The following is a 13,305-nucleotide window of genomic DNA, read 5'->3' as shown; positions in this document are numbered from 1 at the left end:
CATGAAAATAGTTTACCAAACATATCTTTTATTAACGTTTTTGTTTATTGGAACATGGTTTTCAATGGCGCAAGAAAATCAATTACGCGCATATACATTAAAAGATGGATTGCCACAATCACAAGTAAACGCCATTGTTCAAGATGATTTAGGCTATTTATGGGTTGGAACGCAAGGTGGTGGAATTGCACGTTTTGACGGACTTTCATTTACAATTTGGAATGAAAAAAAAGGACTTGGTTCTAATTACATTCATGCATTGCGTTTTTCAAACGACACTTTATTGATTGGAACACAACAAGGACTTTCGGTTCGTATAAAAAATGAATTTAAAAAATATAAAACGCCAAAGGTATTAGATATTGAAATCACAAACAGCAACACCTATTTAGCAACTGAAAAAGGTATTCATTATTATAAATCTGATGAAGGCACAAAACCGTTGAATTGTAATGCTATTATAAATGCATCACAAATAAATGATATTCTTTTTGATGGAACTTCATTCTGGATTGCTTCACAAAGAGGTTTGTGGAAAACCGATCGTTTGGAAAACTCGGCAACGTTTACAAAAATTTTAGATGGTGATTTTAAATCTTTAGCACAATTCAAACAGAAAATAATTGCGGCAAGTTTTACAGATGGAATTTTTGCTTTTACACCAAATCAAAAAGGGTTTCAAATTGTTGCAGAAACAAGAAAAATTAATAGTATTAATATCATTAATGATGCTGAATTGTGGATCAATACTACAAACACAGGAATCAAGCGAATCAATTTACTTGATAATTTACCCGAAAAATCAATTACCAAACGAAATGGATTAACAGTCTACAACATTCGTAAAGTATTCAAAGACAGACAAAATAACATTTGGATTGGTTCATCAGGTGGCGGATTATTTAAATTTGAAAAAAATAACTTTAAACATTACACAAAAGATAATGGCTTAACGGCCAATAGAATTTACGCCGTTCATAACCACAATAAAACATTGTGGTTTTCTACATCTGAATCTGGTTTAATGACAATTGATTCTACAGGAATTCATCGTGAAACTGTGACTAGCGAATATTTAGATGAAAAAGTAAAAACTTTAACCAACGATAAAGAAGGACGCATTTGGGCAGGAAGTGAAGGAAAAGGAATTTATATCTATCAAAAGAAGATCCGTGATTCTATTGTATATGATAGCACGTTCGTAGATGAAATCACCTATGAAACTCAAAAAATTGAAGACATTTACACAGCAAGTATTACCACGGAAGATGGTTTGCCTTCTAATTGGGTTAGTAACATAAAAATATTTGGCTCGCAAGTTTGGATTGCTACCTATGCAGACGGAATTGCACGTTTTCAGTACGATTACGACACAAAAAAACTATACAATCTAAAAACATTTGGCGTACAAGAAGGTATCAAAGACTTATCAATTCGTGATTTAGCACGCGATGAAACTGGTCGAATTTGGTATGCTACAAGTAAAGGGCATTTAGGTTACATCAAAAAAGATAAAGTCACACATATTGAACCTAAAAAAATTACTGGAAACCAAGTAGCCATTGGAACAATTCGTTTTCATAATTATGATATGTACATTGGTACATTTGGAAAAGGAATTTGGTATTCTGAGTTGTCTTCTGATTTAAAATTCAAGCAATTACAAGGGGAGAAAAAATTATACTCAAGTAATATTTATCAATTAATTTTTGATGATAATGGAACACTTTGGGCAGGAAGTGAAGGTGGTGTAGATCAAATTACATTAAATAAGAAAAACGAAATCACCAATGTAATTCACTATGGAAAAAATGATGGTTTTTTAGGTATAGAAACCTGTCATAACGCTACCACAAAAGATACTGAAGGGAATATTTGGTTTGGAACGATTGACGGACTTACAAGATATCAACCTTCTACTTCTGAACAACAACTCTCAAAACCGCAAATACACTTTGAAAGTATTGAAGTAGCTGGTAAAAATTTAGATTCAATTGATTTACACAATTGGACAAATGCAGATAAAACATTACAGCTTTCTGAAGATCAAAATAATATGAAATTCCAGTTTCGTTCAATTGATTTAGACAATCCTGAATCTATTGTATATCGTTACAAATTTGATGATGAAGACTGGAGTTCATGGACAAAAGAAAGTAAAATTACTTTTGGCGGTTTAGATTACGGAGATCATAATTTTATGGCACAATCACGTAATAAAGACTGGTTGGAAAGTGACTCCATTAAGTTCAAGTTTTATGTCATTCAACCACTATACAAAAAAACATGGTTTAAAAACACGGTTTGGACAATTCTCGGACTCATCATTATATATATTGTATATAGTTATATCAGACGTGTAAAAGCAAAAAACCGTGCGATTCGCGAACGTTTACAACTAGAAAATCATATGCTTTCGTTAGAACAAAAAGCATTGCGTTTACAAATGAATCCGCATTTTATTTTCAATGTATTGAATGGAATCAAAGGAATGAGTCGAAATGATATTACGAAGATGGACAAAACTATCAATACGTTTGCTGTTTTATTACGTGAAACCTTAACAAATTCGAGAAAAGATTCCATTTCGCTTGCGCAAGAAATCAAAACCTTAAAAAACTATGTAGAAGTAGAACGCTTAATGGCGAGCAAAGATTTTTCATATGAAATTGATTTAACTTCAGATTTAGATCCTGAAGAAGTATTAATTCCCCCAATGTTGATTCAACCTTTTGTAGAAAATGCAATCCGACATGGAATTATGCCATTGCAACGATCTGGAGAATTGAAAATTCATTTCAAGACGGACAATGATTTCCTTTATGCTACAATTACAGATAATGGAATTGGCATTTATCAATCTCAACAAAACAAAACAAACACAGATCATCAATCAATGGCATTACAAGTAACCAAAGAACGTATAGAATCCTTAGCAGGACGTAACACACTAAAAATTGAAGATGTTTCTGAAAAAGATGCTACCTTAGCTGGAACAAAAATTTCATTTAAAATTCCACTGGAAACAGATTATTAATTAGATGAAAGATCGCTGTCGCTATTAGAAGTTAGACCGCTTCGCTTTTAGACTCTTAATAATTAATTTCAACATAAATAACTCAATACTAAAACACATGCTTACTACTGTAATTGTTGACGATATTCCTGCAGCTTTAAATATGCTAAAAAGCGACATTGAACGCTTACATCCTGAATTAAATATTATTGGAACAGCTTCAAGTGTTGTAGAAACTGCAAAATTATTGCGCAAACAACAACCCGATATTTTATTCTTAGACATTATGTTAGGTGACGGTTCTGGTTTTGATGTATTGGAAATTTTTCCAAACTTAACTTCTAAAATCATCTTTGTTACTGCAAGTGATGAATTTGCTATTAGAGCATTCAAGTTTGCAGCTATTGATTATGTATTAAAACCATATGCAGAAGAGGAACTTTCATTAGCCATCAACAAAGCCAAAAGTCAAATTCATCCGAATAAAGAACGTTTAGACATTTTAAAAGACACCTTAGCTGCTCCGAATGAAAAGCCAAATAAAATATCTCTTCATACCTTAGACAAAATTATTATTGTGAGTTTGGATGAAATCATTCGATGTGAGTCGGATAGTAACAATACAATCTTCTATTTACAAGACGGACAAAAGATTTTTGTAACCAAAACACTTAAATACTTTTCAGACATGTTGAAAAGTTATCAGTTCCTACGTGTACATCAAAGTCACTTAGTGAATCTTCAATTTATCAAAGCTTTCATAAAAACAGATGGTGGTTATTTATTGTTGAAAGACAAAAGTACTGTTCCTGTTTCTGTGCGTAAAAAAGTAGAAGTGATGGAGATTTTGAGTAGTATTCATCGGAAGTAGCTTCAACTTCGCGCAGCTACCTTTATTTTTTCATTTATTCAGAATTTCTTATCTTCAAGAACATCAAAAAACGAATATTATGAAAAAACTTACGACATTCCTATTCTTAGGAATGGTGATGCTGGCTACAGCTCAAAACGAGTACGAACCTTCTGAAACAAACCCGTATGGAAGTAAAAATCCAGAAGCTCCCGAACAATTAGATGATTTCAAACCTTTCATTGGTGAATGTAACTGCGAATCGGAAAGTAGAAATCAAGATGGCACCTGGGCTAAAGCTGTGAAAATGACTTGGAAATTCAAGTACATTATGAATGGAATGGCCATACAAGATGAAACTTTAAAAGCAGATAGAAAACATTCTGGAAGCATTCGACAGTTTCAAAAAGACAGCCTTAAATGGTATGTACATTACTATACTTCTGCAACACCGACTCCAAAATTATCTTCTTGGGAAGGAAAGAAAACAGATGATGGTAAAATCATTCTATACAAACCACAAAAAGCACCTAACGGAATGGATGGTTTTTCACGCCTAACATTTTATAATATTTCTGAAAAAGGGTACAAATGGATTGGTGAATGGGTTGACACATCTGAAAAAGTAGCATTCCCTTTTTGGAGAATTACATGTATAAAACCATAGAAACTATATAAAAACAAAAAGCTCTTCGAAAAGAGCCTTATCCCTGTTATGAAAAAAACAATAGATATTTTTATTGTTTATTTACTATATTAAAACAGGCTAACAGCTATCTACCCTACCGGGAGATTGTTTTTTGTTACTATAAAACTATAGATCACACACTTAAAAAACATTTTTAACAAAGTGTTATTCTTTACAATTACATCTAATCATAAATATTGTTTATGGTCACCATATAAAACATAAATAAAAATACATAAATAATATTTCTAATCTTTGCTGTGCAAAAAAGAAAAAGCAACAAGTGTTTTTTGTATAGCTAGTTTTAAAAAAACCGAATGGAAAGTGATGAGTCCATTCGGTTTTTTGCTTCTATTCATATTTTCTTTGTAACAGCGAACACTATTTAGATTGATTGAAAATAAGACAATTACATGTTAATATTTTTATAAAACAAAGAAAACTGTTTAATCTTTACTTAAATTTGTTAAACATTATTAACTATAACCAATCATCATGAAATCACTTCTACTAAAACTCTCTTGTCTTTCTTTTATCCTATTATTATCGTTTAAACCTAGTATGCAAGAATTTCAAGGACAAGCTTTTTACTATTCAAAATCTAAAATGGAATTAGGAAGTTGGGGAGCTCGGTTGAGTGAAGCACAAAAAAAAGATGTTGCTGCACGTTTAAAGAATCGTTTAGAAAAAACATACGTATTAAGTTTCAACAAAGAAGCATCCGTATTTAAAGAAGAAGACAAGTTAGATGCCGTTTCTGGTGCAACAGATTCTTGGGGAGCAAATTTTTCAAGAGGATATCAATATAAAAATGTAAAAGAAAACTCATTAGTACAAAGTCAAGAGTTTTATGGTAAGAAGTTTTTAGTGAAAGATAAATTACAAGCTATTGAATGGAAAATGGGGAAAGAAACAAAGCAAATAGGACAATATACTTGCTTTAAAGCTACAGCTTCAATTCCTAGTAGTGAGTTAACTTGGTACAACTTTTCATGGGCCGATCTTAGAAATGCAGCACCAAAGAAGAATGCAGATGGTACTACTACAACGCCAGAAGTAAAGATGACAACTATTGAAGCATGGTATTCTCCGCAAATTCCTGTAAGTCATGGACCAGCGGAATATTGGGGACTACCAGGTTTAATTTTAGAAGTAAGTGCAGGAAACACAACAATGCTATGTTCTAAAATTGTAATTAACTCGGGCGAGCAAATCAAAATTGAAGCACCCGATAAAGGAAAGGAAATAAACAAAACAGATTATCAAACAACGATTCGTGAAAAGATGCTAGAAATGAGAAATAACAGAGGACGAAGAAGAGGTTAAACCTTTGGTAAAAAATTTAGTCTAACTTAAAAATCATTTTTAAACTAACTAGCAACGAACACCAATGAAAAAAATATTTTGTATCCTCTTATTCCTTGTAGCACAAAGCACTTTTGCACAAATTAAAATGGAAGGAATAGTTAGAGATAGCTTAAAAAACCCTTTAGAATTAGCAAATGTAATTGCTATTAATAAAGCTACAAGTACTTTAGAATCGTATAGTATTACGGACCAGCAAGGAAAATACAAACTGGCCTTAAAAAAGAATAGTAAGTATAAAATTCAAGTAAGTTATATTGGTTTAAAAACGCTTGAAGATTCATTAACTACAAAAGAAACTTCTGTTACAAAAGACTTTGTACTAAAAGAAGATACTACATTAGATGAAGTTGAACTTACTTATGAAATGCCTGTTACTATTAAAGGAGATACACTAATATATAATGCAGATTCTTTTAAAAATGGTACAGAGCGAAAACTAGAAGATGTACTTGAAAAACTTCCCGGTGTAGAAATTAATGAAGATGGTCAAATTGAAGTAGAAGGAAAAGTTGTGAATAAACTTATGGTAAACGGAAAAGATTTCTTTGACGGAGATACCAAACTTGCTACAAAGAACATTCCATCAAAAGCTGTAGACAAAATACAAGTTTTACGAAACTACTCGGAAGTTGGTCAACTAAGAAGTGTAACAAACAATCAAGATAATGTTGCCATCAATATTAAACTAAAAGAAGGAAAAGAAAACTTCTGGTTTGGTAATGTAACCGTAGGTGGAGGAAGCTCGCCAGACGATGAACTTTATCTGGTACAACCGAAACTCTTTTATTACAGTCCAAAATATAGTATAAACTTCATTGGAGATCTTAATAATATTGGTGAAGTTGCCTTAAGTCGTAGAGACATTCGTGGTTTTGGCGGTGGTTTTAGAGCGCCAAGTAGAAGTAGCGGAACTAATATTAACTTAGGTGATAACGGATTAAATTTCTTAACGAATCAAGGAAATGCCTTAGAAATTGAAAATAAACTTGCTACAGGAAACTTTAGCTACTCACCAACGAAAGCATTAGACTTAAGCGGATTCGTTATTTACAATAGCAGTCGTATTCTTTCCAAAGAAACAAGTTTTGTACAATATACAGATCCAGATTTAGGTATTCCTGATGAAGCTACAGAACAACGAAGCAGAGAACGTTCAGACCAAGCATTGGTAAAACTAAGTGCTACTTTTCAGCCAAACCTCAACAATCAATTAGACTATGATGTACTAGCACGTACTTCAAACGATTCACAGGTACAAGGTGTATTTTCTTCGGTAATTGGAAATACGGATCAGGTAGATACCGTAAAACCATTTAGCATCAATCAAAATATAAACTACTATTATACCATAAATGAAAACAATATTTTAGCATTTGAAGCACAGCATTTATTTAAAAATGAAGATCCTTTTTACAATGCTCGTTTAGATAATGGTTTAAATAGTGCTTTTGATACTACAGCTGCTGGTTTAGGTTTAGATACGGCACAAGACATTTATGACTTAGCACAAAATAGACGTATTCAATCCAATCAATTAGATGCGAAGTTAGATTACTATAATATCTTAAACACAAAGAGTAATATCAACTTTACATTGGGAACAATACTAAGTCGTCAAGATTTCAATTCGAATCTCTTTCAATTTAGAGGAACAGGAATCCAATTCAACCCAATCCCTAGCTTTAATAATGGACAGATTACCAATGATGTAACCTATAACTTTAGCGATGTATATCTTGGTGTACATTACCGTTTAAAAAGTGGAAAGTTTACATTTACACCAGGATTTTCAGTACATGCATACGGAAACAACAATTCACAAGGTGGAGAAACGTTTAAAGATAACTTCTTTAGAGTATTGCCCGATTTTGAAACCCGTATTCAGTTTAAAAAGAGTGAAGCCTTAACATTGCGATACGACATGCGTAATCAGTTTACAGATGTTACACGCTTGGCAGAAGGTTTGGTGATGAATAACTTTAATAGCTTCCAATTTGGTGCGCCTGATTTACAAAATGCGTTGTCGCACAATGTAAGTTTAGTATATACAAGTTTCAACTTATTTAACTATACCAATGTATTTGCGAGAGCATCGTATTCTAGTAATATAGATCAGATACGAAGCTTAACAGATTTTGAAAGCGTTATTCGTACAAGTACTTTCTTTAACTCTAACTTTGCGGATGAAAACGTAAATGTATTTGGACGTGTACAACGTACATTTGGAAAAGTGCGCGCGAGTTTAAATGCGAGTTTCAACTACAGTAAAATCAATCAATTTATACAAGGACAGCAATCGTTGAATGAAGGATTTACACAAACCTACCGACCTGGTATCCGTACCAACTTTAGAGTAGCACCAAATGTAAGCCTCAATTACCAATACAGTGTTACAAACAACACACAAGGTGGTCGTAAAACGAAGTTTGTTACCAATGCACCTTCTATAGATTTTGATGCGTATATCTGGAAACGAATAACGTTTCGTTCGGACTATACCTATAACAATCAAGATTTAGGAAACGGACAATCGCAATCGTTCCAAACATGGAATGCTTCACTTTCATACCGAAAAGACAGAGATGCGAAGTGGGAATATGAATTAAAAGCTACTAATATATTAGACATTAGTTCGCAAGTACGAAACAGCGCGAATAACTTATCAGTGTTTACTTCTGAAACGTTTATTCAGCCACGTTTTGTAACCTTCCGATTTATCTATACTTTATAAAAAAATAAGTTAGTTAGTAATAGTAAGTTAAAAACCGAACAATAGCATTGAGAAGCTGTTGTTCGGTTTTTTTGATTTGTTTATTTTACAAAGTAAGTTTTTATTCCTTGAAGTTTACTTTTCTCCTTTATCAACAATGCTTTCTAGATATCCTGATAAGTCTTTGATAGAATTTAAAATCTCTTCTTTACCCATTTCTTCTGAAATAGCAAGAATAGTCATCATTGCTTCTCGTTTTTTATTTCGTAGAATAGCATTACTTAACTCTTTTATATTTTCAAGTTGGTCTATGCTTTTTACTCCTTTAATTTCTTTGATTAAATGTAATAAGTCTTTATCCATAGTTATTTAATGAGAAGTTGATATGTTTTATTCAAAAATAGTAATTATTCGGTTTGAATTGTTTTTTTGAAGAGTTTTGTTTATTATAAAATTAGTAATCAATTTATATAATAATTTCTTGCGCATGCAATCTAATTATATTGTCTATATCTAACAAGTTCCTTTCCTTATAAAAGTTTGTATGTTCTTCATAAGTTAACCATCTTGAACCAATCATTCTGGCATTAAAAAGCTCGTCAAAGATTTTATAAGAAACATTTTTTCCACTAACATTCTTCTTATTTAATGATTTTTCAGTTTCCATTATTTTTTTCACCTCGCAAATTGGAACATGTAAACCTGTACTTACCATTTTACTATTAGAGCTTTGCAATTTACTTGTAGGCCTAAGGAAAGCACAACAATACGGAAGTCTAAAACCACTAATCGTTTTTTTTCCTTTATCATTATTACAATACCCAGCTTTGCAAAGATTTCTATCCATTTTTTCAATTTGAGCATTTAAACTACCTGCCTTAAAATTCAAGCTTTTGTTATCCCAAGTTTTATATTGCATGTGCAAAAATCTAATTCTACCGTTTTTAGTATCCAAGTGTTCATAAATCAAATCAGCACCAATGATATTTTCCGCATTGTCTGGATGTAGTAATCTTAAGCGAAGTACATTATTACTATCTAATTTATAATCTATAAACTCTTCTCTTTCGTAAATTTTACCATTTAAATTAAGATCCTTTCTTTCCGCTATATAAGTGTCGCGAGCTAAAATCTTATGTTCAGATATTTTTCTTGGTTGAAAGAATTCAATAGCACTTTTATAATCTCTAATACGTTTTTTTAAGAATCTTTTATTTCCTTTATTTAAAGCAATACTATTTAATTCTTTTAAATCCTTTTCTATTAGATCAACAGGGTTTATCTCATTTTCAGGCGTTGATTGAGCTTCAGCCAATTCTTTATAATATTTAACCCAGTCACTTTCATTTTTTCTATCTAATAAAACAGTCATTGATTTATAGATATCAGGGTTTAAGTCTTCTACTAAATCTAAAGTCTGTTCATATGATATAGGTTGATTCAATTTTCTTGAAATACTTACAACTTCTCTCAAAGCATTTACTAGTTGAAAAGCAGTATCTCTTCTATCTCCTTCATTAACTCTGTCATTTGAAAAGTAGTCCATATATATTTATGGGTTGATTTAAATTGTTAACAATATATACGTGAGGGAGAACTCTCATTCCAAACCTCATTATTCCCTATAAATATAAAACATTCCCTACAACTTTACAATGAGGTTTCCCGTAAACACCCTCAAAAAGCACCAACAAACTTTTAAAAACCTCCGCAGCAGGCAATCACTTCCTCCTGTAGTTTTCTTTAGTTGCTCCTGAGGTTTTAGACATGTTTTCAGAGAGTTTTTACATTTTTCTACCTAGTAAATTTGTTTTTATTATTTAGTAAACTTATTTTTACTAGGTAGTAAAATTTATTTTTATAGGTAATAGATAGTCTAAATAACTAGACAACAGATAAAAAACTACTTGACAAAAGAGTTGAATGCTAAAGATGAACTATTGAAAACCTCAAGTGCACGTTCAATTTCAACTTAAAACTAATGTATAAAAGACAAAAAGATGGCTATAAAATATAAAATCATAGAACGCGGAACGCCCGGTGTTGCTGGTGGTGGCACCAAGAAATACTATGCTTCTACCACAGCACGCGAAAAAATTGATTTAAAACAACTGAGTGAACGCCTTGCGGCAATTTCTACCGTAACCGAAATAGATACGATTGCCGTATTACAAGGTTTGGTGCATTTACTTCCAGAATATTTGTGCAGAGGCAATAGTATTTCTTTAGGCGATTTTGGAACGTTTACCACACACATTCGAAGTGAAGGGAAAGACACGCCCAAAGCCGTAAATGCAACCTCTATTAAAGGAGTAAATGTTGCTTTTAGACCTAGTGTAGAGTTTAAGAAACGGATGAAGGCTGTGAAGTTTAAAAAGCATTCTTCGTAAAATATCATACAGCTACAGAGTTACACTAAGTATTATAAATGTTCTATAGTAAAACAAAAGGCATTCGTTTACTTCCGGCTGTAGTAAGAAATAATGAGAGGAGAAGCGGAAGTGCGAAGCGATAGCTTAACGCATGTAGCTTCGAGAACGAATGTTGCGCAGCAATTTCCTGTCTACAGAATTGATTTTTTGGCTTGGTTTATATTGAGCGAAGTCGAAATGTTTTTTATCAAGAAAAAATGAACAAAGGCTAAACTTTACTTTTACTAAACTTTTTATAATCGAACTACCATTAGAGTTTAAATTGAATATTTAATTTTATATGTTCTTTTCTTTGCTTGCCCAAAGAAAGTGAACCAAAAGAAATGGCACTTTTCTGGCAGGTATTTTTAGTTTTCTCTGGAAAACTAAAACCAAAAAGCTTTTACTAAATTTTTGAATACTTTTCAATGTGAATCTAACACATATAATATCATTCAATACGACAAAGGTTCTTCTTTACGGACGACTGTAGTAAGAAATAATGAGAGGAGAAGCGAAAGTGCGAAGCGATAGCTTAACGCATGTAGCTTCGAGAACGAATGTTGCGCAGCAATTTCCTGTCTACAGGCTTGATTTTTTGAATACTTTTTTATCAAGAAAAAAGTATTGACATAAAAAACATACTATTTCAAAAAACCAACCAACTGCTGTTTTATAAAATAATTCCAACCTGCAACACAACTTTCATGTGCAAACTCAGGAATTTCATCAGGGAAGTCTTCTATAACTGTAGTTGTTAATGTGAGTGTTGTTTCGTTATTTTCAGCACTAAGTTCAAAAGTAACAAACGAATCGCCAGCTAAGTCTTGGTATTTCCAATTGTAGACTAACTTCTTATGTGGAATGACTTCGGTAACTGTCCATAAGTGTAAAAAGTCGCGCGAAAGTGCTTTTACATTAAATTCGGTTTTGAAACCTACTTTAGGGTTAAAATCAGGAATGTTATCAAAAAACCATGCACGCATTTGTGTAACATCTGTAATGGCTTTCCATACAACTGCCGCAGGTTGTTTAAAACTTTGTGAGACGATTACTGGTGGTTCGGAAGTTTTCATTGGTGTTTGGTGTTTGAGTAGAATACTTTTACATTTAAAATTTAGTGTTTTCTATTTTATACTTATGTCAGTTCGTTTTTTGTGTATTTATTAATCTAGGTAAAACTTGTAAGATTGGAGTTTTAATAAAGATAACGATTTTGGTTTTAAAGCGTCATATTGAACTTAATTCAGAACTTCATAATGCTTCACATTTCGACTCTGCTCAATGTTCTATTGAAAACAAAAAAAGCGACCTTTTTCAAGATCGCTTTTGATTATATATAATATGTATATTATCTTCTGTTTGCCATTAAATGACGTTCTCTCGCCAATAAGGTATTTTTTAATAACATGGCAATCGTCATTGGTCCTACTCCACCAGGAACTGGCGTAATGTGACTTGTTTTTTTGCTTACATTTTCAAAATCAACATCGCCCGTAATTCGGTAACCACGCTTTTTTGTTTCGTCTGGCACACGTGTAATTCCTACATCAATAACAATGGCATCATCTTTTACCATTTCCGCTTTTAGGAAGTTTGGTTGTCCTAATGCCGTAATAATAATATCTGCCTGACAGGTAATTTGTGTAATGTTTTTGGTATGACTGTGTGTTAAAGTAACTGTTGAGTTTCCTGGGAAACCTCTTCTTCCCATTAAAATACTCATTGGTCTACCAACAATATGACTTCTTCCAATAACAACCGTGTGTTTTCCTTTGGTTTCAACGTCGTAACGTTCTAATAATTCTAAGATTCCAAAAGGTGTAGCTGGAATAAATGTAGACATGTCTAATGCCATTTTTCCAAAGTTTTCAGGGTGAAAACCATCTACATCTTTATCTGGATGTACTGCCATTAATACTTTTTGCGTATTAATTTGCGGTGGTAATGGTAATTGAATGATGAATCCGTCAATGTCATCATTGTCATTTAATTCGTGAATCTTTTTTAATAATTCAAGTTCTGAAGTCGTGTTAGACATACGTACCAATGTAGATTCGAATCCGACACGCTCACAAGAGCGTACTTTGCTTCCTACGTATGTTAAACTTGCGCCATCATCTCCTACTAAAACTGCAGCTAAGTGCGGAACTTTTTCTCCGCGATCCTTCATTTTCTGAACCTCAGCAGCAATTTCATCTTTGATATCGTTCGATACCTTTTTTCCATCTAATAAAATCATGTATAGTTGTGTTGTGTGTG

The 13,305-nt window shown here is 32.4% G+C and carries 10 protein-coding genes; 6 read left to right on the top strand and 4 right to left on the bottom strand.

Annotated features, from left to right (window positions below):
• The first annotated feature begins 1 nt into the window (after window position 1).
• From Q0828_RS14820 to Q0828_RS14800, 5 genes are all read left to right on the top strand, one after another.
• A complete protein-coding gene (locus Q0828_RS14820; protein ID WP_298422583.1) occupies window positions 2–3,037 on the top strand; it encodes a sensor histidine kinase in 3,036 nt (1,011 codons plus the stop codon).
• Between the two features lie 97 nt (window positions 3,038–3,134).
• Complete coding sequence (locus Q0828_RS14815; protein WP_298422580.1) at window positions 3,135–3,887, top strand: LytTR family DNA-binding domain-containing protein; 753 nt, start codon at window positions 3,135–3,137, stop codon at window positions 3,885–3,887.
• A gap of 79 nt (window positions 3,888–3,966) precedes the next feature.
• The gene (locus tag Q0828_RS14810) at window positions 3,967–4,533 is read left to right on the top strand and encodes a hypothetical protein (protein WP_298422577.1); all 567 of its coding nucleotides are present in this window, start codon (window positions 3,967–3,969) and stop codon (window positions 4,531–4,533) included.
• Window positions 4,534–5,049: 516 nt separating this feature from the next.
• Window positions 5,050–5,880: a GLPGLI family protein gene (locus Q0828_RS14805; RefSeq protein WP_298422574.1), complete on the top strand. Its 831-nt coding sequence runs from the start codon at window positions 5,050–5,052 to the stop codon at window positions 5,878–5,880.
• Between the two features lie 64 nt (window positions 5,881–5,944).
• Window positions 5,945–8,653, top strand: a complete 2,709-nt coding sequence (locus tag Q0828_RS14800; RefSeq protein ID WP_298422570.1) for a carboxypeptidase-like regulatory domain-containing protein — start codon at window positions 5,945–5,947, stop codon at window positions 8,651–8,653.
• Window positions 8,654–8,767: 114 nt separating this feature from the next.
• On the opposite strand, the gene Q0828_RS14795 is transcribed toward Q0828_RS14800, so the two are convergent.
• Window positions 8,768–8,995, bottom strand: coding sequence for a hypothetical protein (locus Q0828_RS14795; protein WP_298422567.1), 228 nt, complete (start codon window positions 8,993–8,995; stop codon window positions 8,768–8,770).
• Between the two features lie 103 nt (window positions 8,996–9,098).
• Entirely contained in the window at window positions 9,099–10,178 is a 1,080-nt protein-coding gene (locus tag Q0828_RS14790; protein ID WP_298422564.1) for a hypothetical protein, read from the bottom strand.
• Between the two features lie 454 nt (window positions 10,179–10,632).
• Here Q0828_RS14790 and Q0828_RS14785 point away from each other — a divergent pair, with 454 nt between their 5' ends.
• On the top strand, window positions 10,633–11,022 hold the full coding sequence (locus tag Q0828_RS14785; protein ID WP_298422561.1) for an HU family DNA-binding protein: 390 nt from the start codon (window positions 10,633–10,635) through the stop codon (window positions 11,020–11,022).
• 665 nt (window positions 11,023–11,687) lie between these two features.
• Here Q0828_RS14785 and Q0828_RS14780 read toward each other — a convergent pair.
• Together Q0828_RS14780 and Q0828_RS14775 are read right to left on the bottom strand one after the other, a co-directional pair.
• The gene (locus Q0828_RS14780; RefSeq protein WP_298422558.1) at window positions 11,688–12,119 is read right to left on the bottom strand and encodes an SRPBCC domain-containing protein; all 432 of its coding nucleotides are present in this window, start codon (window positions 12,117–12,119) and stop codon (window positions 11,688–11,690) included.
• A gap of 275 nt (window positions 12,120–12,394) precedes the next feature.
• Complete coding sequence (locus Q0828_RS14775) at window positions 12,395–13,285, bottom strand: tetrahydrofolate dehydrogenase/cyclohydrolase catalytic domain-containing protein (RefSeq protein WP_298422556.1); 891 nt, start codon at window positions 13,283–13,285, stop codon at window positions 12,395–12,397.
• Between the last annotated feature and the right edge of the window lie 20 nt (window positions 13,286–13,305).

It is taken from the genome of uncultured Kordia sp., from assembly GCF_947496985.1.
Taxonomy (GTDB): Bacteria; Bacteroidota; Bacteroidia; order Flavobacteriales; family Flavobacteriaceae; genus Kordia.
This window is presented reverse-complemented; position numbering and strand designations above follow the sequence as displayed.